The organism is Streptomyces venetus (assembly GCF_039540295.1).
GTDB classification, from domain to species: Bacteria; Actinomycetota; Actinomycetes; order Streptomycetales; family Streptomycetaceae; genus Streptomyces; species Streptomyces venetus.
In genome coordinates this window covers 156,780-178,408 of the sequence record NZ_BAABET010000012.1, presented here as the reverse complement: position 1 = coordinate 178,408, position 21,629 = coordinate 156,780, and the positions used below count along the sequence as shown (strand labels likewise).

Genomic DNA, 21,629 nt, shown 5'->3' with positions numbered 1-21,629 from the left:
CTCCGGGAACGTACTAGTGCGCTGCCGACTCCCAGTCCGGGCCCGAGCCCACCGAGACGCCCAGGGGGACGCGGAGCTGGACCGCGTTCGCCATTTCGCGGCGGACGAGTTCCTCGGCGGTCGCGCGCTCCCCCGGGGCGACCTCCAGCACGATCTCGTCGTGGACCTGGAGCAGCATGCGGGAGGTCAGGCCGGCCTCCTTCAGCGCGCTGTCCACCTTCAGCATGGCGATCTTGACGATGTCGGCCGCCGTGCCCTGGATGGGCGCGTTGAGTGCCATCCGCTCGGCCGCCTCGCGGCGCTGGCGGTTGTCGCTGTTGAGGTCGGGGAGGTAGCGGCGGCGTCCGAAGAGCGTCGCGGTGTAGCCCGTCGCCCGGGCCTCGTCGACCGCCCGGCGCAGGTAGTCCCGTACGCCGCCGAACCGCTCGAAGTAGGCGTCCATCAGGGCGCGCGCCTCCGCCGCCTCGATGTTCAGCTGCTGGGAGAGGCCGAAGGCGGAGAGGCCGTAGGCCAGGCCATACGACATGGCCTTGATCTTGCGGCGCATCTCGGCGTCCACCGCGGTCGGCTCGACCGCGAAGACCTGGGAGGCGGCCGTGGTGTGCAGGTCCTCGCCCGAGGTGAACGCCTCGATCAGGCCCTCGTCCTCGGAGAGGTGGGCCATCACGCGCAGTTCGATCTGGCTGTAGTCGGCGGTCATCAGGGACTCGAAGCCCTCGCCGACGACGAAGCCGCGGCGGATCGCCCGGCCCTCGTCGGTGCGGACCGGGATGTTCTGCAGGTTCGGGTCCGTGGAGGACAGGCGGCCGGTGGCGGCGACCGTCTGGTTGAACGTGGTGTGGATACGGCCGTCGGCGGCGATCGTCTTGATCAGGCCCTCGACGGTGACGCGGAGCTTGGCCTGCTCGCGGTGGCGGAGCATGATCACCGGCAGTTCGTTGTCCGTCTGTCCGGCGAGCCAGGCGAGCGCGTCCGCGTCCGTGGTGTAGCCGGTCTTGGTGCGCTTGGTCTTGGGCAGGGCGAGCTCGCCGAAGAGGACCTCCTGGAGCTGCTTGGGCGAGCCCAGGTTGAACTCGTGCCCGGCCGCGGCGTGGGCCTCCTTCACCGCCTGCTGGACGGCACCGGCGAACATCTGCTCCATGGCTTCCAGGTGGGCCCGGTCGGCCGCGATGCCGTGCCGCTCCATACGGGCGAGCAGCGCGGACGTGGGCAGCTCCATGTCCCTCAGGAGGTCGGCGGCGCCCACCTCCTCCAGGCGGCTCTCGAAGGCCTCGCCCAGGTCGAGGACGGCACGGGCCTGGATCATCAGGGCCTCGGCCTCGGCTCCCTCGTCCTCACCGAAGGCGAGCTGGCCGTCGGCCTCGGCGGCGGGGGCCAGCTCGCGGTGCAGGTACTCCAGGGAGAGCGCGTCCAGGTCGAAGGAGCGGCGGCCCGGCTTGACCAGGTAGGCGGCGAGCGCGGTGTCCATGGTGACGCCCTCGACGCTCCAGCCGTGCTCGGCGAAGACGCGCATGGCGCCCTTGGCGTTGTGGAGGATCTTGGGCCGGGCGGCGTCGGCGAGCCAGGCCGCGAAGGCCCTCTCGTCGGCCTCGTCCAGCTGGGTGGGGTCGAACCAGGCGGCCGGTCCGCCGGGGGCGGCGAGCGCGACCTCGGCGACCGAGCCGGTGCCGAGTGCCCAGGTGTCGACCGTGGCGACGCCGAGGGGCTGGGTGGCGTGCTCCGTGAGCCAGCCGGTGAGCTCGCCGGTGCCGAGCACCGTGCCGTCCAGCTGGACGCCGTCGGTGCTGATCGGGGTGGTCTCGGCCTCCTCGGCGCCGGGGTCGACGGCGAAGAGGCGTTCGCGCAGCGAGGGGTTGCGGATCTCCAGGGTGTCCAGGACCATCGCGACGGCCTTGCGGTCGTAGGCGGCCCGCTCCAGGTCGGTGACGCCCTTGGGGAGCTCCACCTGGCGCTCCAGCTCGGTGAGCCGGCGGTTGAGCTTGACCGCTTCCAGGTGGTCGCGGAGGTTCTGGCCGGCCTTGCCCTTGACCTCTTCCACGCGCTCGACGAGTTCCGCGAAGGAGCCGAACTGGTTGATCCACTTCGCGGCGGTCTTCTCACCGACGCCGGGGATGCCGGGGAGGTTGTCGGAGGGGTCGCCGCGCAGGGCCGCGAAGTCGGGGTACTGGGCGGGCGTCAACCCGTACTTCTCGAACACCTTCTCCGGGGTGAAGCGGGTCAGCTCGGAGACGCCCTTGGTGGGATACAGCACCGTGGTGTGCTCGCTGACCAGCTGGAAGGAGTCGCGGTCGCCGGTGACGATCAGCACTTCGTAACCCTCGGCCTCGGCCTGGGTGGCGAGGGTGGCGATGACGTCGTCGGCCTCGAAGCCGTCCACCGCGAAGCGGGCCGCGCCCATCGCGTCGAGGAGCTCGCAGATCAGGTCGACCTGGCCCTTGAACTCGTCCGGCGTCTTGGAGCGGTTCGCCTTGTACTCCGTGAACTCCTGCGACCGCCAGGTCTTGCGGGAGACGTCGAAGGCGACCGCGAAGTGCGTGGGCGCCTCGTCACGCAGCGTGTTGGCCAGCATCGACGCGAAGCCGTAGATCGCGTTCGTCGGCTGGCCCGTCGCGGTGGTGAAGTTCTCCGCGGGCAGCGCGAAGAACGCACGGTAGGCCAGCGAGTGCCCGTCCATGAGCATCAGTCGCGGGCGGCTGCCGCCGGAGGTCTTGTCGGTCGTCTTCGATGCTGTCTCTGCCACGCCCCCGATCCTGCCACGCCCCACTGACACTCGGCCCCGCCCCCGACGCCGACCGGCACCCCGGGACAGCGCAGCCGGCCCCTCCCCCCAGCCGGAGGCCCCTCTCCCCCAGCCGAAGGCCCCTCTCCCCCCGCCGCCGACGAAGCTCACCGGGTGAGAACCCCGGACGTCGCCCTGTGTGCCCGTGCACACACCCGGCCCGTATCCGCCCCCGCCCCGGCACCGATGTCACCACCCCGTGCGAGGATCTGACGCGGACCTCACTGCGCAGTCGAAGGGGAGCGTGCGATGGTGTCGAAGCCGCCCAAGAGTGATCCGGTTCAGGACGCGCCACAGGTCGCCGGCCCGAAGCACGCGGCAGCGGGGATCCCGGCGATCGGGCACACGCTGCGCATCGCCCAGCGGCAGATGGGTGTGAAGCGCACCGCGCTGACACTGCTGAGCGTGAACCAGAAGGACGGCTTCGACTGCCCGGGCTGCGCCTGGCCCGAGCCGGAGCACCGGCACAAGGCGGAGTTCTGCGAGAACGGCGCGAAGGCCGTCGCCGAGGAGGCCACCCTGCGCCGGGTGACGCCCGAGTTCTTCGCCGCGCACCCGGTCGCCGACCTGGCCGGCCGCAGCGGCTACTGGCTGGGACAGCAGGGCCGCCTCACCCACCCCATGTACCTGCCCGACGGGGGCACGCACTACGAGCCGGTCACCTGGGAGCGCGCCTTCGACATCGTCGCCGAGGAGATCGCCGCCCTCGGCTCCCCCGACGAGGCCGTCTTCTACACCTCCGGCCGCACCAGCAACGAGGCCGCGTTCCTCTACCAGCTCTTCGCCCGCGAGCTCGGCACGAACAACCTGCCCGACTGCTCGAACATGTGCCACGAGTCGTCCGGATCGGCGCTCTCCGAGACCATCGGCATCGGCAAGGGCAGTGTCCTGCTGGAGGACCTGTACAAGGCCGACCTGATCATCGTCGCCGGCCAGAACCCGGGCACGAACCACCCGCGCATGCTCTCCGCCCTGGAGAAGGCCAAAGCCAACGGGGCGAAGATCATCAGCGTCAACCCGCTGCCCGAGGCGGGACTGGAGCGGTTCAAGAACCCGCAGACCCCGCAGGGCATGCTCAAGGGCGCCGCCCTCACCGACCTGTTCCTCCAGATCCGCATCGGCGGCGACCAGGCCCTCTTCCGGCTTCTCAACAAGCTGATCCTCGACACCGAGGGCGCGGTCGACGAGGCGTTCGTCCAAGAACACACCCATGGCTACGAGGAGTTCGCCGAGACCGCCCGCGCCGCCGACTGGGACGAGACGCTCAAGGCGACGGGCCTGACCCAGGAGGACATCGAGAAAGCCCTCCGCATGGTCCTCGCCTCCGAGCGCACCATCGTCTGCTGGGCCATGGGCCTCACCCAGCACAAGCACTCCGTTCCCACGATCCGCGAAGTGGTCAACTTCCTCCTCCTGCGCGGCAACATCGGCCGCCCGGGCGCCGGCGTGTGCCCGGTGCGCGGCCACTCGAACGTGCAGGGCGACCGCACCATGGGCATTTTCGAGCGCCCCGCCCCGGCGTTCCTGGACGCCCTGGAGAAGGAGTTCGGCTTCGCCCCTCCGCGCGAGCACGGCTACGACGTCGTACGGGCCATCCGCGCCCTGCGCGACGGCGAGGCGAAGGTCTTCTTCGCCATGGGCGGCAACTTCGTCTCCGCCTCCCCCGACACGGACGTCACCGAGGCGGCCATGCGCCGGGCCCGGCTGACCGTGCACGTGTCGACGAAGCTCAACCGCTCGCACGCGATCACCGGCGCGCGGGCCCTGATCCTCCCGACGCTCGGCCGGACCGAACGTGATCTCCAGGGCAGCGGAGAGCAGTTCGTGACCGTCGAGGACTCGATGGGCATGGTGCACGCCTCCCGGGGCCGGCTGGAGCCCGCGAGCCGGCAGCTGCTGTCCGAGCCGGCCATCGTCTGCCGCCTGGCCCGCCGCGTGCTGGGCGAGAGCAGCGCCACGCCCTGGGAGGAGTTCGAGAAGGACTACGCGACGATCCGGGACCGTATCGCGCGCGTGATCCCCGGCTTCGAGGACTTCAACGCGCGCGTGGCCCGGCCCGGCGGTTTCGCGCTCCCCCACGCCCCGCGCGACGAGCGCCGCTTCCCCACGGCCACCGGCAAGGCCAACTTCACCGCCGCGCCCGTGGAGTACCCGGAGCTGCCCGAGGGCCGCCTGCTGCTGCAGACACTGCGCTCGCACGACCAGTACAACACCACGATCTACGGCCTCGACGACCGCTACCGGGGCATCAGGAACGGCCGCCGGGTCGTGCTGGTCAACCCCGAGGACGCCCGGGCCCTGAAGCTGGCGGACGGCGGCTACGTCGACCTGGTCAGCGAGTGGAAGGACGGCGTGGAGCGCAGGGCGCCCGGATTCCGCGTGGTGCACTACCCGACGGCCCGGGGCTGCGCCGCCGCGTACTACCCGGAGACCAACGTGCTGGTGCCGCTGGACGCCACGGCGGACACCAGTAACACCCCGGCCAGCAAGTCCGTCGTGGTGCGTCTGGAACAATCGGCCACCGACTGAGCGTTCGCTCAGCGAGAGACGCAGCCGAGCGATGAGGACGAACGGAGCCGGGCCCCATGGGTGAGCAGCAGCATGTGAAGTTCCCGCAAGAGGTCATCGACGAGTACGCGGCGCTCGGAGTGGACCTCCTCGCCCTCTTCTCCGCGGGCCACCTCGGCAACCGGATGGGCGTCCAGATCTCCGAGGCGTCGGCGTACCGGGTCGTCGGGACGATGCCGGTCGAGGGCAACACCCAGCCCTACGGCCTGCTGCACGGCGGGGCCTCCGCGGTGCTGGCCGAGACGCTGGGCTCGATCGGGTCGATGCTGCACGGCGGCAGCTCCAAGATCGCCGTGGGCGTCGACCTGAACTGCACCCACCACCGCGGGGTGCGCTCCGGCCTGGTCACCGGCGTGGCCACACCCGTGCACCGGGGACGCTCGACCGCCACGTACGAGATCGTCATCACCGACGAGCACGACAAGCGGGTGTGCACCGCACGGCTCACCTGCATGCTGCGGGACGTGCGGCCGGCCGACGAGGAGCTCATCCGCTCCGCGGGCTGACCAGGACGCTCCGGACGTAAGGAAAACCCTGGAGGGGCGGGCGCGCTCTCGTCGCGGCCGCCCCCGGAGGCTTCACTGGCGCCCCACCCCCACAGGAGAAGACCCGTCCCACCCGCCCAAGGGTCTCTCCTGACCTCCGCACGCCCCTTCGCCGTCACCGCGTCGGCCAGGGCCGCCGTGCTCGCGCAGGCCGCCCCCGTCGCCGTCCCGGGCACCGTCCACACGCACCCCGACCACCCGGGGCCCGCCTCCGGCACCCACCACATCGCCGCGATCCAGCTGCCCACCCCCGAGGCCCGGGCACGCTGGGACTTCACACGGCCACCCTCCCCACCGCCGGCCGGCTCGGCAGACTCGGCCCGCAGGGACTGAACGTCGCCTCGACCACCGTCACCGGCGACACCCTCCGCTATGCCACCAACGTGACGTACCGCCTGCAATACCCCCGGCGCCCGCGCCTTCCTCGCGCCGTTCGTGAAGCTGCCGTAACCCCGGAACCGCGCCGCATCGCGCACCGCCCGAAACGGCGGGGCACCCGTAACTCCCCCATGAGAACAGACCGGTTCGGATTCAAGATCACCGTTCACAGAGGCCCCGCCGGAATAGCCGCTTCCGAGTACCGGGAACTCTCCGGGAAGCGGACAACCCCTCTCTCTACGTAACGCTCCGTAACGCGCGCGCAATACAACACCACAGTTTCATCTCCGGCCGCACCCGGCCCCGGGACCTTTCCGATCCCGTGCGCGCCGCCCCCATCCCGGCAACCGCACGATCTCAGTCAAGGCCAACCGGAAGTGCGAGTTCTCAGAATGCGGACCTCGGCGAAAATCCACCAAACCCGCCGAGAGGGTCTGCCGCCGAGACCGGGCATCCACCGCGTCATAACAAGAAAGTCACAAGCCAGCCCGCGCCGCTGACCCTGCCCTGACCCCGGGCTTAGAGTCACGGCCAGTCACCGCTCCATCGGGAGTTCGGTACCAGCGCGGCACTCACCCCCCGACCAGGGCGGGGCCTGCCTGTGAAAGGACTGATTGTGCGACAGCGTTCCTTGGTGATTCTTACCTCCGTTCTCACGACCGGAGCTCTGACTCTCACCGCCTGCGGTTCCCGAGACGACAGCGGTGACAAGGGCGGAGACAGCGGGAGCGGCACGACACTGACCATCGGCGTCGACGCCCCCCTGTCCGGTGAGAACTCCACCACCGGCCTCGGCATCCAGTACGGCGCCCAGATCGCCGTGGACGACGCCAACAAGAACAACTGGGTCCCGGGCGTGAAGTTCAAGCTCAAGGCCCTGGACGACAAGGCGCAGCCCGCCACCGGCCAGTCCAACGCCACCAGCATCGTCGGCGACAAGACCGCCGTCGGCGCCGTCGGCCCCCTGAACTCCGGCGTCGCCCAGACGATGCAGCAGGTGTTCGCCTCGGCCAACATGGTCCAGATCTCCCCGGCCAACACCAACCCCGAGCTGACCCAGGGCAAGAACTGGCAGACGGACAAGAAGCGGCCGTACAAGACGTACTTCCGTACCGCCACCACCGACGAACTGCAGGGCAGCTTCGCCGCCGGCTACGCGTACAACGGCCTCAAGAAGAAGAAGGCCTTCGTCGTCGACGACAAGCAGACCTACGGCGCCGGCCTCGCGAAGATCTTCGCCGAGCAGTACAAGAAGTACGGCGGCAAGGTCGTCGCGACCGACCACGTCAACACCGGTGACAAGGACTTCGGCTCCCTCGTCACGAAGATCAAGAACTCCGGTGCCGACCTGCTCTACTACGGCGGCCAGTACGACGAGTCCGCGCTGATCACCAAGCAGCTCAAGGACACCGGCGTCAAGATCCCGCTGTTCGGCGGCGACGGCATGTTCGCCTCCACCTACATCGAGGCCGCCGGCAAGGCCTCCGAGGGCGACCTCGCCACCGCGATCGGCGTCCCCGCCGACACCCTGCCCGCCGCCAAGCAGTTCATCCAGACGTACAAGGACAAGGGCTACAAGGGCGACTACGGCGCCTACGGCGCCTACGCCTACGACGCCGCCACCGCCATCATCAAGGCCGTCAAGGCCGCGGCCGACGCCAACGGCGGCAAGGTCCCCACCGACATCAACGACCTGCGCTCCAAGGTCGTCGACGGAGTCCAGAAGTCCGACTTCGAAGGCATCACCGGCAAGGTCTCCTTCGACCAGTACGGCGACACCACCAACAAGCAGCTGACGGTCTACCAGGTCGAGAAGGGCGCCTGGAAGGACGTCGAAACCGGCACCGCCGACCTGAAGTAGTCCCGGCCCCCAAGAGCCGCACCACGGGCCGCGCGGGAGGAGGACCCCGACCGCGCGGCCCGTTTTCACACCCCCACACTCGACCACGCACGCATCCAGTGCACACGACCACCAGCGACATGGAGGCCATGCGGTGAACACCCTGCCGCAGCAGCTGGCCAACGGGCTGCTTCTCGGCTCGATGTACGGGCTGATCGCCATCGGCTACACGATGGTGTACGGCATCGTCCAGCTCATCAACTTCGCGCACGGCGAGATCTTCATGACCGGGGCCTTCGGCGCCCTCACGGTCTACTTCTACATCCTGCCCGACGGCACCTCGATGGCCATCGCCGTACCCCTGATGCTCATCGGCGGCGCACTCGTGGCGATCCTCATCGCCGTCGGAGCGGAACGGTTCGCCTACCGCCCCCTGCGCGGAGCACCACGCCTGGCACCGCTCATCACCGCCATCGGCCTCTCCCTGGCCCTCCAGGAAGTCGTCCGCAACTTCTACCCCGGCGCCGACCGCGCCCGCGCCTTCCCCGGCCTCGACGCCACCCACGACATCGGCTCCATCACCATCAAGGACGCCGACATCTTCCTCATCCTCGCCGCCGTCCTCTGCATGGCCGCCCTCGCGATCTTCGTACGCCGCAGCCGCACCGGCCGCGCCATGCAGGCCACCGCACAGGACCCCGACACCGCACAGCTCATGGGCATCGACACCAACCGCATCATCGTCATCGCCTTCGCCATCGGCGGCTTCTTCGCCGCCGTCGCCGCCGTCGCCTACGGACTCAAGTACGGCAACGTCGACTACCGCATGGGCTTCCTCATGGGCCTCAAGGCCTTCACCGCGGCCGTCCTCGGCGGCATCGGCAACATCTACGGCGCCATGCTCGGCGGCGTCGTCCTCGGCATCGCCGAAACCCTCGCCTCCGCCTACATCGACGAGATCCCCGGCATGAACCAGCTCGGCGGCCAGAGCTGGGCGAACGTCTGGGCCTTCTGCCTCCTCATCCTCGTGCTGCTGTTCCGGCCACAGGGCCTGCTCGGCGAGCGCGTCGCGGACAGGGCGTGATCACATGACCGAGACGACCAAGACCCCCGCACCCGACGCCGCCCCCACGACGCCCGCACCACGCGGCCTCATCGGGCTGCCCGCGGCCGCCGCCCGCGCCCTGCTGCTCACCGGCGGCATCGCCACCGCCGCCTCCGCGTTCCTCGCCTGGACCTGGACCGACGAATTCCCCGGCGACCTCACCATCAACGGCTACCCCGGCGGCCTGCAGTGGCTGACCTTCACCGCCGGCGTCCTCACCACACTCTTCGCCCTCGCCGGATACGGCGTCCGCGGCCTCGGCTGGCTGCTGCCCGCCCGCAACAACGCGCCGCTCGTCCTCAACGCGCTCGGCGGATTCGCCGTCACCTGGTTCACCGTCATCGCCATCAGCATCGAACTCGGCGGCGTCGTCAACCTCGAACCCGGCGGCTGGATCGCGGCCGTCGCCTCCCTCCTGCCCGTCATCGGCGCCTTCGCCCTCCCCCAGGAGAGCACCGGCACCGACGGCACCAAGGCAGCCCTCAAGGCCTACATCGCCAAGCCCGACCACATCCCCGCCGCCCAGGCCACCGCACCCTGGATCCAGCGGGCCGTCATCACCGCCGTCACCATCGTCGGCCTCGGCGTCTTCACCTACGGCATCGACACCGAATACGGCGAACTCTTCATCGGCTACCTCTTCGTCGTCGTCTTCGCCATGTGGGCCCTGCACACCGCCGGCCTCCTCGACCGGTTCTCCCAACTGCTCGCGGCCAACCGCAGCTTCACCCTCGCCATGGGCTTCGCCGCGGCCATCGCCTTCCCCTTCACCCAGACCGACGACCACTACGCCAACATCGGCGTCAACATCCTGATCTTCGGGACCGTCGCCCTCGGCCTCAACATCGTCGTCGGCCTCGCCGGGCTCCTCGACCTCGGCTACGTCGCCTTCCTCGGCGTCGGCGCCTACACCGCCGCCCTGGTCTCCGGCTCCGAGTTCTCCACCTTCTCCGGCGTCCACCTGCCCTTCTGGGCCTCCGCCCTCGCCGGCGCCGCCGCCTCCCTCGTCTTCGGCGTCCTCATCGGCGCCCCCACCCTGCGACTGCGCGGCGACTACCTCGCCATCGTCACCCTCGGCTTCGGAGAGATCTTCCGCATCGCCGTCAACAACATGGACGGCGACTCCGGACCGGACGTCACCAACGGCCCCAACGGCATCCCCGCCATCCCCGACCTGAACCTCTTCGGATTCAACTTCGGCCAGGCCCACGACATCGGCGGATTCACCCTCGGCCGATTCGCCAACTACTACCTGCTGATGGTCCTCATCATGGCCATCGTGGTCCTGGTCTACACGCGTGCCTCCGACTCCCGCATCGGCCGCTCCTGGATCGCCATCCGCGAAGACGAGACCGCCGCCACCGCCATGGGCATCAACGGCTTCCGCGTCAAGCTCATCGCCTTCGCCCTCGGCGCCGCACTCGCCGGCCTCGCCGGCACCGTCAGCGCCCACGTCACCTACAGCGTGGTCCCCACGCCGTACCAGTTCGCCGGCTCCACCCCGCCCAACTCCGCGTTCCTCCTGGCCGCGGTCGTCCTCGGCGGCATGGGCACGGTCGCCGGCCCGCTCCTCGGCGCGGCACTCCTCTACCTGCTCCCCGAGAAGCTCGTCTTCCTCCAGGACAAGTCCCTCCTCGCCTTCGGCATCGCGCTCATCCTCCTCATGCGCTTCCGCCCCGAAGGCATCATCGCCAACCGCCGGCGCCAGCTCGAATTCCACGAGACCGGCCAACTCGACGTACCCAAACAGACCACGCTGACCGACGAACCGGCCGTCACCAAGGCGGGGGCGTAACCACCATGACCACACCTGTACTCGAAGCCCGCGACGTCACGATGCGCTTCGGCGGCCTCACCGCCGTACGCTCCGTCGACTTCACGGTCAACGCCGGCGAGATCGTCGGCCTCATCGGCCCCAACGGCGCCGGCAAGACCACCTTCTTCAACTGCCTCACCGGCCTCTACGTCCCCACCGAGGGCACCGTCTCCTACAAGGGCACCGTCCTCCCGCCCAAGCCCCACCTGGTCACCCAGGCCGGCATCGCCCGCACCTTCCAGAACATCCGCCTGTTCTCCAACATGACGGTCCTGGAAAACGTCCTCGTCGGCCGCCACACCCGCACCAAGGAAGGCCTCTGGTCCGCCCTCCTGCGCGGCCCCGGCTTCAAGAAAGCCGAACGCGCCAGCGAAGAACGCGCCATGGAACTCCTCGAGTTCATCGGCCTCGCCCACAAGCGCGACCACCTCGCCCGCAACCTCCCCTACGGCGAACAGCGCAAGCTCGAGATCGCCCGCGCCATGGCCTCCGAACCCGGCCTGCTGCTCCTCGACGAGCCCACCGCCGGCATGAACCCCCAGGAGACCAGGGCCACCGAAGAACTCGTCTTCGCCATCCGCGACAAGGGCATCGCCGTCCTCCTCATCGAGCACGACATGCGCTTCGTCTTCAACCTCAGCGACCGGGTCGCCGTCCTGGTCCAGGGCGAGAAGCTCGTCGAAGGCACCTCCGAGGTCGTCCAGGCCGACGAACGCGTCATCGCCGCCTACCTCGGCGAGCCCTTTGAAGGCGACCCCGGCGAAGCCGAAGCCGCCGAGGTCGAAGCCGCCGAAGCCGCCGCCGAGGCGCCCAGCACCACCAGCAGCACCAGCAGCACCAAGGGAGACGCCAAGTGACCGCACTGCTCGAGGTCGAAGACCTCCGGGTCTCCTACGGCAAGATCGAAGCCGTCAAAGGCATCTCCTTCAGCGTCGAAGCCGGCCAAGTCGTCACCCTCATCGGCACCAACGGCGCCGGCAAGACGACAACCCTGCGCACACTGTCGGGACTGCTGAAGCCGACCTCCGGGAAGATCCTCTTCGACGGACAGCCCCTCAACGGGGTCCCCGCCCACAAGATCGTCGCCCTCGGCCTCGCCCACTCCCCCGAAGGCCGACACATCTTCCCCCGCCTCACCATCGCCGAGAACCTCCAGCTCGGAGCATTCCTCCGCAAGGACAAGGAAGGCATCGAGAAGGACATCCAGCGCGCCTACGACCTCTTCCCCATCCTCGGGGAACGCCGCAAGCAAGCGGCGGGCACGTTGTCGGGCGGCGAACAGCAGATGCTCGCCATGGGCCGCGCCCTCATGTCCCAGCCCAAGCTCCTCATGCTCGACGAGCCCTCCATGGGACTCTCCCCGATCATGATGCAGAAGATCATGGCAACGATCTCGGAGCTCAAATCCCAGGGCACCACCATCCTGCTCGTCGAACAGAACGCCCAGGCAGCGCTCTCCCTCGCCGACCAGGGCCACGTCATGGAGGTCGGCAACATCGTCCTCTCCGGCACCGGGCAGGACCTGCTGCACGACGAGTCCGTCCGCAAGGCCTACCTCGGCGAGGACTGACCCCCACACCCGGACACACGACGAGGCCCGCCCCCAGCCGGGGGCGGGCCTCGCCTGTGCGTACTCGCTGATCAGCCCTTGCCGGCCTTCTTCTCCTCGGCATCCTGAATGACAGCCTCCGCAACCTGCTGCATCGACATCCGCCGGTCCATCGACGTCTTCTGGATCCACCGGAACGCGGCCGGCTCGGACAGCCCGTACTCGGTCTGCAGGACGGACTTCGCCCGGTCCACCAGCTTCCGCGTCTCCAGCCGAAGCGTGAGGTCCGCGACCTCCTTCTCCAGCTCCTTCAGCTCAGTGAAACGCGAAACGGCCATCTCGATCGCCGGCACGACATCGGTCTTGCTGAACGGCTTCACCAGGTAAGCCATGGCACCAGCATCCCGCGCCCGCTCCACCAGGTCACGCTGCGAGAAAGCGGTCAGCATCAGCACCGGCGCGATGCTCTCCTCCGCGATCTTCTCGGCCGCGGAGATACCGTCCAGCTTCGGCATCTTCACATCGAGGATGACGAGATCGGGGCGGTGCTCACGAGCCAGCTCGACCGCCTGCTCCCCGTCCCCGGCCTCACCGACGACGGTGTACCCCTCCTCCTCCAGCATCTCTTTCAGATCGAGCCGGATCAGGGCCTCGTCCTCAGCGATGACGACCCGCGTCGTCATCGGAGGCACGTGCGACTTGTCCTCTTCAGGCACGTCAACAGGCTGGGGCGACTCGGGGGCACTCACGTGGGCTCCTTGGTAGGGGCAGGCCGGTACTGCTCCCAAGAGCGTACCTAGCTGCGGTATGGTGGTCAGGCAGTGGGTGGAGGTAAACCTTCGATTCACTGGGCCCCGGTAGCCCAATTGGCAGCAGGCAATGGATTCAAAACCCATACAGTGTCGGTTCGAGTCCGACCCGGGGCACTTTTCCTTCCTTTCCAAGGTCACCATCTTCAAGTGGATGTCCACGTTCTCGTGAACATCCACTTTTTGCTGCGTGTCGACGTGATCACAGCTCCACAGTGGCCCCCATGTACGACCTCAGCACACGCAAGCGAGCGCTCGCACTGGTTGCCCAAGGCCGCAGCCTGAACTCGGTCAGCCGTGACACAGGCATCTCACGGGCCGCTATCCGCTCCTGGCAGAACCGCCTCGAGCCGCGGCCCCGCGTGACGCCTCCAGACCCGGGGCCACCCGCCGACGAGCGCGCGTACGCCTACCTACTGGGCCTCTACCTCGGAGACGGTTGCATCAGCGCCCACCCCCGCGGCGGCTACTACCTCAGGATCGCTTGTGCGGACGCTTGGCCGGGGCTCATCGAGGAATGCCGCGAGGCCATCGGGAAGGTGCGCCCCGATGTAGGCGTCTACGTCGCGCAGAAGCAGGGCTGCGTGGCGGTCACCAGCTATTTCCGATGCTGGCCGGTGTTCTTCCCCCAGCACGGCCCCGGCAAGAAACACGAACGCCGCATCGCCCTCGAACCCTGGCAGCAAGCCATCGTCGATGCCCACCCTTGGGAATTCGTCCGGGGGCTCATTCACTCGGACGGCTGCCGGATCACCAACTGGACGACCCGCCTGGTCGCCGGCGAGCGGAAGCGCTACGAGTATCCCCGGTACTTCTTCACCAACGTCTCCGAGGACATCCGACGGCTCTACACCGACACCCTGGACAAGCTCGGCGTCGAGTGGACGCACTGCACTCGCCACGGCAACCCGTTCAACATCTCCGTCGCCCGCAGAGCCTCCGTGGCCCTCATGGACGCCCACGTCGGTCCCAAGTACTGACGGGCTACTCCGGGGTGTCGTCCTCGCCGATGTGGTGGACGCGGACCATGTTCGTCGAGCCGGAGACACCGGGTGGGGATCCCGCTGTGATGACGACCGTGTCGCCCTGTCGGCAGCGGCCCGAGCGGAGGAGGAGTTCGTCGACCTGGTCGACCATCGCGTCCGTGGAGTCCACGCAGGGGCCGAGGAACGTCTCCACACCCCACGTCAGACTGAGTTGGGAGCGGGTGGCCTGGTCAGGGGTGAAGGCCAGGAGGGGGATCGGGGAGCGGTAGCGGGAGAGGCGGCGGGCGGTGTCGCCCGATTGGGTGAAGGCGACCAGGAAGCGGGCGCCGAGGAAGTCGCCCATTTCGGCGGCTGCTCGGGCTACGGCGCCGCCTTGGGTGCGGGGTTTGTTGCGTTCCGTCAGGGGTGGCAGTCCTTTGGCGAGGATGTCTTCCTCGGCCGCTTCGATGATGCGGGCCATGGTGCGGACCGTCTCGATGGCGTGCTTGCCGACGCTCGTCTCGCCGGAGAGCATCACCGCGTCGGTGCCGTCGATGACGGCGTTGGCGACGTCGGAGGCCTCGGCGCGGGTCGGGCGGGAGTTGTCGATCATCGAGTCGAGCATCTGGGTGGCGACGATGACCGGCTTGGCGTTGCGTTTGGCCAGTTTGATGGCGCGCTTCTGGACGATCGGGACCTGTTCGAGGGGCATTTCGACGCCCAGGTCGCCGCGGGCGACCATGATGCCGTCGAAGGCGGCGACGATGTCGTCGATGTTCTGGACGGCCTGTGGTTTCTCGACCTTGGCGATGACGGGGAGGCGGCGGCCCTCCTCGTCCATGATGCGGTGGACGTCCTGGATGTCGCGGCCGGTGCGGACGAAGGAGAGGGCGATGACGTCGAAGCCGGTGCGCAGGGCCCAGCGGAGGTCGTCCTCGTCTTTTTTGGAGAGGGCGGGGATGGAGACGGCGACGCCGGGGAGGTTGAGTCCCTTGTGGTCGGAGATGACGCCGCCCTCGAGGACGGTGGTGTGGACGCGGGGGCCGTCGACTTCGGTGACCTCGAGGCAGACCTTGCCGTCGTCGACGAGGATGCGTTCGCCGGTGGTGACGTCGGTGGCGAGGCCGGCGTAGGTGGTGCCGCAGCTGTCGCGGTCGCCTTGGGCGCCTTCTTCGACGGTGATGGTGAAGGTGTCGCCGCGTTCAAGGAGTACGGGGCCTTCGGTGAAGCGGCCGAGCCGGATTTTCGGGCCTTGAAGGTCGGCGAGGGCGCCGACGCTGCGGCCGGTCTCGTCGGCTGCCTTTCGTACCCGGCGGTATCGCTCCTCGTGCTCGGTGTGGGAGCCGTGGCTGAGGTTGAAGCGGGCTACGTCCATTCCGGCGTCGACCAGGCCTTTGATCTGGTCGTACGAGTCGGTGGCTGGCCCTAGTGTGCAGACGATTTTTGCTCGGCGCATGGCCCGAGCCTAAGAGTTACCGACGGGTAGAGAATTGGTCGCGAGTGACTAGTCGCCGGACGTTGCATGAAGCGTTATCGACAAGTGTTGAATTGTGCGGCCGGGTGCTCCGATGAGCACCCGGGGGGAATTCGGTCGCGTTTTCGGAAATTGCGCCAGGGTGCTCAGAGCTGTGGCGGCACCATGGTGAAGCGGGCATTGATCTGGGCGTGGACGCGCTGGCGTTGGGGTTCGAGGTCGAGGGAGGCGGCCGCGGTGTCGGGGGCGGCTGAGCCGTAGGCCATGGAGCGTGCGCGGCCGGGGGCCTGGGGGTAGGCGGGCGGGCCGTTCTCGGCGCCGATGTCGGCGAGTTCGACGAGGGCGGCGAGGGAGGTGCCGAGTGCTTCGGCGTATTCGCGGGCCCGCTGGACGGCTTCTCCGACGGCCTTTTTGCGGGCTTCGCGGTGGGCCGGTGAGTCGGGGCGCAGGGCCCACCAGGGGCCGTCGACGCGGGTGAGTTCGAGGTCGGCGAGGCGGGTGGTGAGTTCGCCGAGTGCGGTGAAGTCGGTGACTTCGGCGGTGACATGGACGCTGCCGTGGTAGGTGCGGACGCGTTCGCCGCGGCCGTGTTTGACGAGTTCGGGGGTGATGGAGAAGGCGCCGGTCTCGAGGTGTTCGACGGCGTCGCCGTAGGACTTGACGAGGTCGAGGACGGCGGCGTTGCGGCGGGTGAGGTCGTCGAGGGCGGAGCGCCGGTCGCGGCCGCGGGCGGCGACGGTGATGCCGATGCGGGCGATTTCGGGGTCGACTTCGAGGCGGGCTTCGCCGCGGACGGCGATGCGCGGGGCGTCGGGTGTGCCGTAGGGGACGGCGGGCGGGGTGGCATCTCCGGTGGGGGCGCTCATACGCCCCACTCTGTCATGTGTTGGCCGGTCGCAGGCCTGGGGCTGGCGATCCCGAGTCATCTAATCGCAACCTTGGTGGGGCTGTTGCTGCCGGTCTTGATCGGGTCAGAATCTACGCGCGTTATCTACGCGCGTCGTTCACAGTTTCCGCGAGGAGAGCCAGACATGCCGTTGAACCGCCGGAAGTTCCTGGGGAAGTCCGCCGTGACCGGGGCGGGGGTGGCGCTGGCCGGTGCGGTCGGGGCGCCCGGCGCGCAGGCGGCCGAGACGCGGGGCGGACGGCCTGCGAAGCGGTACGCGTTCACCGTGATGGGGACGACGGATCTGCACGGCAACGTCTTCAACTGGGACTACTTCACGGACAAGGAGTTCGACGACAAAGACCACAACGACGTGGGTCTCGCGAAGGTATCCACTCTCGTGAACCGGATCCGTGCGGAAAAGGGCCACCGCAACACGCTGTTGATCGACGCGGGTGACACCATCCAGGGCACGCAGTTGTCGTACTACTACGCCAAGGTCGATCCGATCACGGCCAAGGGCGGCCCGGTGCATCCGATGGCGCAGGCGATGAACGCCATGGATTACGACGCGGCGGCGCTCGGCAACCACGAGTTCAACTACGGCATTCCGGTGCTGCGGAAGTTCGAGCAGCAGTGCCGATTCCCGCTGCTGGGTGCGAACGCGTTGGATGCGAAGACGCTGCGGCCGGCGTTCGCGCCGTACAGCATGCATCGGCTGCGTACGCCGTTCGGGCGGGATGTGAAGGTGGCGGTGCTGGGTCTGACGAACCCGGGGATCGCGATCTGGGACAAGGCGAATGTGCAGGGGAAGATGACGTTCCCGGGTCTGGAGGAGCAGGCGGCGAAGTGGGTGCCGAAGCTGCGGTCGATGGGCGCGGACGTCGTCATCGTGTCGGCGCACAGTGGCTCGTCGGGGACGTCGTCCTACGGTGACCAGCTGCCGTACATCGAGAACGCGGCGGCTCTGGTGGCGGAGCAGGTGCCGGGGATCGACGCGATCCTGGTCGGGCACGCGCACACGGAGATTCCCGAGTACTTCGTCGCGAACAAGAAGACCGGCAAGAAGGTCGTGCTGTCCGAGCCCCTGAAGTGGGGTCAGCGGCTGACGCTGTTCGACTTCGAGTTGGTGTGGGCGAAGGGCTGCTGGGAGGTCGAGAAGGTCGGTGCGAAGGTCCTGAACTCCAACACGGTGGAGGAGGACCCGACGATCACGAGGCTGCTGTCCGACGAGCACGAGAAGGTCGTGGCGTACGTCAACCAGGTCATCGGCTCGAACGCGGCGGAGATGACGTCGGCCGAGGCGCCGTACAAGGATGTGCCGATCATCGACCTGATCAACCACATCCAGGCGGACACGGTGAAGCAGGCGCTGGCGGGTACGGAGCACGCCGCGCTGCCGGTGCTGTCGCAGGCGGCGTGTTTCTCGCGGTCCGCCCGGATCCCGGCGGGTGAGGTGACGATCCGGGACGTGGCGGGTCTGTACGTCTTCGAGAACACGCTGGAGGCGCGGCTGATGACGGGTGCGCAGATGAAGGCGTACCTGGAGTTCTCGGCGAACTACTACGTGCAGACGGCGCCGGACGCGCAGGTGGACCCGGCGAAGCTGACGAACGCGAACGGTACGCCGGACTACAACTACGACGTGGTGAGCGGTCTTTCGTACGAGGTCGACATCGCGAAGCCGGCCGGTTCTCGGGTGACGAACGTGCGGTTCGGGGGCGAGCCGCTGGCGGATGACGCGAAGTTCGTGTTCGCCGTGAACAACTACCGGGCCAACGGCGGCGGGAACTTCCCGCATGTCGCCGCCGCTCCGTTGCTGTGGTCGAACTCGGACGAGATCCGCAACACCATGATCGCCTGGGTGAAGGCGAAGGGGTCGATCGATCCGGCCGAGTTCGCGGCGGTGGACTGGAGGCTCACGCGGAACGGCACGCCCGTCTTCTAGGGCGTCTTCCTGAGCCACTTCCAGAGCCCCTTCCGATGCTTCTTCCGGAGTCTCTCGGGGGTCTCGTCACCTTCGGTCGACCAGCGGGGTCAGTTCCGGTGCCTCTCGGGGTGGCGGGACCTGCCGCGGCTGGGTGAGGCCGAAGGTGGTGAAGGCGGTTCGGCCGGGCAGCGCGTACGTCTCCCTGCCGGTGAGGCAGTTGAGGATGATCGCGCTGCGCCAGGCGGCGAGGCCGAGGTCCGGGGCGCCGACGCCGTGGGTGTGGGTCTCGGCGTTCTGGACGTAGGCGGTGCCGGTGACGGAGGGGTCCAGGACGAGTCGGTGGTCCTCGTCGATCCGGGGGCGTTCGCGGCTGTCGCGGCGCAGGTAGGGGTCGAGGCCGGCGAGGACGCGGTCGAGGGGGCGCTCGCGGTAGCCGGTGGCGAGGACGACGGCGTCGGTGGTGAGGCGGGAGCGGCTGTTCTGCGGGCCGTGTTCGAGGTGCAGTTCCACCTTGGTCGTCGCGACGCGGCCCGCCGTGCGGACGTGGACGCCGGGGGTGAGGACGGCGTCCGGCCAGCCGCCGTGCAGGGTGCGGCGGTAGAGCTCGTCGTGGATGGCGGCGACGGTGGCGGTGTCGATGCCTTTGTGCAGCTGCCACTGGCCGGCGACGAGGCGGTCGCGGGTGGGCTCGGGCAGGGCGTGGAAGTAGCGGGTGTGGTCGGGTGTGAAGTGTTCCAGGCCGAGCTTGGAGTACTCCATGGGTGCGAAGGCCTCCGTGCGGCCCAGCCAGTGGAGCTGTTCGTGTCCTGCGGGCCGGTTGCGCAGCAGGTCGAGGAAGATCTCGGCGCCGGACTGTCCGATGCCGACGATGGTGACGTGCCCGGCGGCGAGGAGGGCGGCCCGGTGGTCGAGGTAGTCGGCGGCGTGTAGGACGGGTACGCCGGGGGCCTGTACGAGGGGGGTGAGGGGGTCCGGGACGTAGGGCTCGGTGCCGATGCCGAGGACGACGTTGCGCGCGTAGGTGCGCCCGAGGGCTTCCGCTTCGCCGTCGCTGTCGAGCTGGGTGAAGTCGACTTCGAAGACGTCGCGTTCGGGGTTCCAGCGGACGGCGTCGACCTGGTGACCGAAGTGGAGTCCCGGGAGGTTGTCGCAGACCCAGCGGCAGTAGGCGTCGTACTCGGCGCGCTGGATGTGGAAGCGTTCGGCGACGTAGAAGGGGAAGAGCCGCTCGCGGGACCTGAGGTAGTTGAGGAAGCTCCAGGGGCTGGTGGGGTCGGCGAGGGTCACCAGGTCGGCGAGGAACGGGACCTGGATGGTGGCGCCTTCGATGAGCAGGCCGGAGTGCCAGCCGAAGGCGGGGCGTTGGTCGTAGAAGACGGTGTCGAGGTCGTCGAGGGGCTGGGCGAGGGCGGCGAGGGAGAGGTTGAACGGGCCGATGCCGATGCCGACGAGGTCGCGGGGGGCGTCGGGGTCGCGGTGCGGTTGCTGGGGTGGGGCCGCCGGGGCGGGGTGCGGCTGGCCGTTGGGCCGGTGGCTCGGCGCGGGGTTCATCGGGGGGTGTGTCCTTCCACGAGTGTCGCGTGCCCCGCTGCCACGAGGTGCAGCAGCGCGGTCAGGTCGTCGGGCCCGGTGGTGGGGTTGAGGAGGGTGGCCTTGAGCCAGAGCCGGCCGTCGGGGCGGGCCCGGCCGAGGACGGCGCGGCCGTCGGTGAGGAGTGCGCGGCGTACGGCGGCCACGGTGTGGTCGGCGGCGCCGGCGGGCCGGAACAGGACCGTGCTGATGACCGGGTGGGCGTAGAGGTCGAATCCGGGGTGGCCGTCGACGAGGGCGGCGAATTCGCGGGCTGTGGCGCAGACCTGGTCGACGAGCGCGCCGAGGCCGCTGCGGCCGAGGGTCTTGAGGGTGACGGCGAGTTTGAGGACGTCGGGGCGGCGGGTGGTGCGCAGGGACCGGCCGAGCAGGTCGGGCAGGCCGGCGTCGGTGTCGTCGTCGGCGTTGAGGTAGTCGGCACGTTGTCCGAGGGCGGTGAGGTCGCGGGTGTCCTTGACGGCGAGGAGGCCGGTGGCGACCGGCTGCCAGCCGAGTTTGTGCAGGTCGAGGGTGATGGTGTCGGCGGTGTCGAGCCCGGTGAGCCTGGCGCGGTGCCGGTCGCTGAACAGGAGGCCTCCGCCGTAGGCGGCGTCGATGTGCAGCCGGGCGCCGTGGGCGGCGCAGCGGGCGGCGATCTCGGGCAGCGGGTCGATGAGCCCGGCGTCGGTGGTGCCGGCGGTGGCGGCGACGAGCAGTGGGCCGGGCAGGCGGGTGAGGGTTTCGTCCAGTGCGCCGGGGTCGAGGGTTCCGGCCGGGGTGGGCACGCGGACGGGTTCGGGCAGCCCGAGCAGCCAGGCGGCCCGGGCGAGGGAGTGGTGGGCGTTCGCCCCGCACACCAGCCGCACGGCCCCGCCGCACGCCTCCCGGGCGAGGAGCAGGGCGAGCTGGTTGGACTCGGTGCCGCCGGTGGTGATGAGGGAGCCGGGGGGCTCGGGAGGGCGCGGGGCCGTGGCACTCCGGGGCGCTCCGGTACCACCGGACTCCCCGGCACCCACCCACGCGCCACCCGAGCGCAACTCGCCGGCTCCACCGACCCCGCCAGCCCTGGGAGGCGCCCCCGTACCACCGGACTCCCCGACACCCACCCACGCGCCACCCGAGCGCAACTCGCCACCCGCGTGGAACTCGCCAGCCACGCTGGACGCGCCAGCCCGGCCGGGCTCACCGGCGCCCGGCCTCGCATCGGCCGAGCGGAGCTCACGGGGCGGGCGGAGCTCACCGCCCGTGCAAGGCTCGCTGTCCGTGCAAGGCTCACCGCCCGTGCAAAGCTCACCGCCCGTACGGAGTTCTCGGTGCGGATGAGGGGCCCCCGTTCCGTCGGGCTTTCCGGCGCCGTAGATCTCGCTCGCCAGTGCCTTCGTCACCAGGGCCTCCAGTTCCGATGCCCCCGGTCCC

At 69.2% G+C, this 21,629-nt stretch carries 16 protein-coding genes and 1 tRNA gene; 11 read left to right on the top strand and 6 right to left on the bottom strand.

What is annotated here, in order from left to right:
• Nucleotides 1-13 precede the first annotated feature (13 nt).
• Nucleotides 14-2,740 carry a DNA polymerase I gene (gene polA / locus ABEA82_RS33005; RefSeq protein WP_345665397.1) on the bottom strand — a complete coding sequence of 909 codons (2,727 nt, stop codon included), beginning with the start codon at nucleotides 2,738-2,740 and terminating at the stop codon, nucleotides 14-16.
• A 288-nt stretch (nucleotides 2,741-3,028) separates the two neighbouring features.
• Here polA and ABEA82_RS33000 point away from each other — a divergent pair, with 288 nt between their 5' ends.
• The 8 genes from ABEA82_RS33000 to ABEA82_RS32965 all read left to right on the top strand — a co-directional run bounded on the left by ABEA82_RS33000 (nucleotide 3,029) and on the right by ABEA82_RS32965 (nucleotide 12,601).
• Nucleotides 3,029-5,308: an FdhF/YdeP family oxidoreductase gene (locus ABEA82_RS33000; RefSeq protein WP_345665396.1), complete on the top strand. Its 2,280-nt coding sequence runs from the start codon at nucleotides 3,029-3,031 to the stop codon at nucleotides 5,306-5,308.
• Nucleotides 5,309-5,364: 56 nt separating this feature from the next.
• On the top strand, nucleotides 5,365-5,853 hold the full coding sequence (locus ABEA82_RS32995) for a PaaI family thioesterase (protein WP_345665395.1): 489 nt from the start codon (nucleotides 5,365-5,367) through the stop codon (nucleotides 5,851-5,853).
• Nucleotides 5,854-6,030: 177 nt separating this feature from the next.
• Nucleotides 6,031-6,225 (top strand): hypothetical protein, encoded by a 195-nt coding sequence (locus ABEA82_RS32990; protein WP_345665394.1) that lies wholly within the window; start codon nucleotides 6,031-6,033, stop codon nucleotides 6,223-6,225.
• Nucleotides 6,226-6,901: 676 nt separating this feature from the next.
• Nucleotides 6,902-8,131: a branched-chain amino acid ABC transporter substrate-binding protein gene (locus ABEA82_RS32985; RefSeq protein WP_345665516.1), complete on the top strand. Its 1,230-nt coding sequence runs from the start codon at nucleotides 6,902-6,904 to the stop codon at nucleotides 8,129-8,131.
• Between the two features lie 133 nt (nucleotides 8,132-8,264).
• Complete coding sequence (locus ABEA82_RS32980) at nucleotides 8,265-9,194, top strand: branched-chain amino acid ABC transporter permease (protein ID WP_345665393.1); 930 nt, start codon at nucleotides 8,265-8,267, stop codon at nucleotides 9,192-9,194.
• Nucleotides 9,195-9,198: 4 nt separating this feature from the next.
• Entirely contained in the window at nucleotides 9,199-11,010 is a 1,812-nt protein-coding gene (locus tag ABEA82_RS32975; RefSeq protein WP_345665392.1) for a branched-chain amino acid ABC transporter permease, read from the top strand.
• Nucleotides 11,011-11,015: 5 nt separating this feature from the next.
• The gene (locus ABEA82_RS32970) at nucleotides 11,016-11,888 is read left to right on the top strand and encodes an ABC transporter ATP-binding protein (RefSeq protein WP_345665391.1); all 873 of its coding nucleotides are present in this window, start codon (nucleotides 11,016-11,018) and stop codon (nucleotides 11,886-11,888) included.
• A complete protein-coding gene (locus tag ABEA82_RS32965; protein ID WP_345665390.1) occupies nucleotides 11,885-12,601 on the top strand; it encodes an ABC transporter ATP-binding protein in 717 nt (238 codons plus the stop codon). The genes ABEA82_RS32970 and ABEA82_RS32965 overlap by 4 nt, the downstream gene beginning before the upstream one ends.
• A 71-nt stretch (nucleotides 12,602-12,672) precedes the next feature.
• On the opposite strand, the gene ABEA82_RS32960 is transcribed toward ABEA82_RS32965, so the two are convergent.
• On the bottom strand, nucleotides 12,673-13,329 hold the full coding sequence (locus ABEA82_RS32960) for an ANTAR domain-containing response regulator (RefSeq protein WP_003989545.1): 657 nt from the start codon (nucleotides 13,327-13,329) through the stop codon (nucleotides 12,673-12,675).
• A gap of 102 nt (nucleotides 13,330-13,431) precedes the next feature.
• Here ABEA82_RS32960 and ABEA82_RS32955 point away from each other — a divergent pair.
• Both ABEA82_RS32955 and ABEA82_RS32950 read left to right on the top strand, forming a co-directional pair.
• Nucleotides 13,432-13,506, top strand: a tRNA-Leu gene (locus tag ABEA82_RS32955).
• Between the two features lie 107 nt (nucleotides 13,507-13,613).
• Complete coding sequence (locus tag ABEA82_RS32950) at nucleotides 13,614-14,369, top strand: transcriptional regulator (protein WP_345665389.1); 756 nt, start codon at nucleotides 13,614-13,616, stop codon at nucleotides 14,367-14,369.
• A gap of 4 nt (nucleotides 14,370-14,373) precedes the next feature.
• Here ABEA82_RS32950 and pyk read toward each other — a convergent pair whose 3' ends face one another.
• Together pyk and ABEA82_RS32940 are read right to left on the bottom strand one after the other, a co-directional pair.
• The gene (pyk, locus tag ABEA82_RS32945; RefSeq protein WP_345665388.1) at nucleotides 14,374-15,810 is read right to left on the bottom strand and encodes a pyruvate kinase; all 1,437 of its coding nucleotides are present in this window, start codon (nucleotides 15,808-15,810) and stop codon (nucleotides 14,374-14,376) included.
• Nucleotides 15,811-15,974: 164 nt separating this feature from the next.
• The gene (locus ABEA82_RS32940) at nucleotides 15,975-16,694 is read right to left on the bottom strand and encodes an SIMPL domain-containing protein (RefSeq protein WP_345665387.1); all 720 of its coding nucleotides are present in this window, start codon (nucleotides 16,692-16,694) and stop codon (nucleotides 15,975-15,977) included.
• 165 nt (nucleotides 16,695-16,859) lie between these two features.
• Here ABEA82_RS32940 and ABEA82_RS32935 point away from each other — a divergent pair, with 165 nt between their 5' ends.
• Entirely contained in the window at nucleotides 16,860-18,662 is a 1,803-nt protein-coding gene (locus ABEA82_RS32935) for a bifunctional metallophosphatase/5'-nucleotidase (RefSeq protein WP_345665386.1), read from the top strand.
• Between the two features lie 66 nt (nucleotides 18,663-18,728).
• Here the strand turns inward: ABEA82_RS32935 and ABEA82_RS32930 are convergent, their stop codons facing one another.
• Nucleotides 18,729-20,195, bottom strand: a complete 1,467-nt coding sequence (locus ABEA82_RS32930) for a lysine N(6)-hydroxylase/L-ornithine N(5)-oxygenase family protein (RefSeq protein WP_345665384.1) — start codon at nucleotides 20,193-20,195, stop codon at nucleotides 18,729-18,731.
• Complete coding sequence (locus tag ABEA82_RS32925; RefSeq protein ID WP_425588577.1) at nucleotides 20,192-21,610, bottom strand: pyridoxal phosphate-dependent decarboxylase family protein; 1,419 nt, start codon at nucleotides 21,608-21,610, stop codon at nucleotides 20,192-20,194. Before ABEA82_RS32925 ends, ABEA82_RS32930 begins: the two co-directional genes overlap by 4 nt.
• Nucleotides 21,611-21,629: the final 19 nt, after the last annotated feature.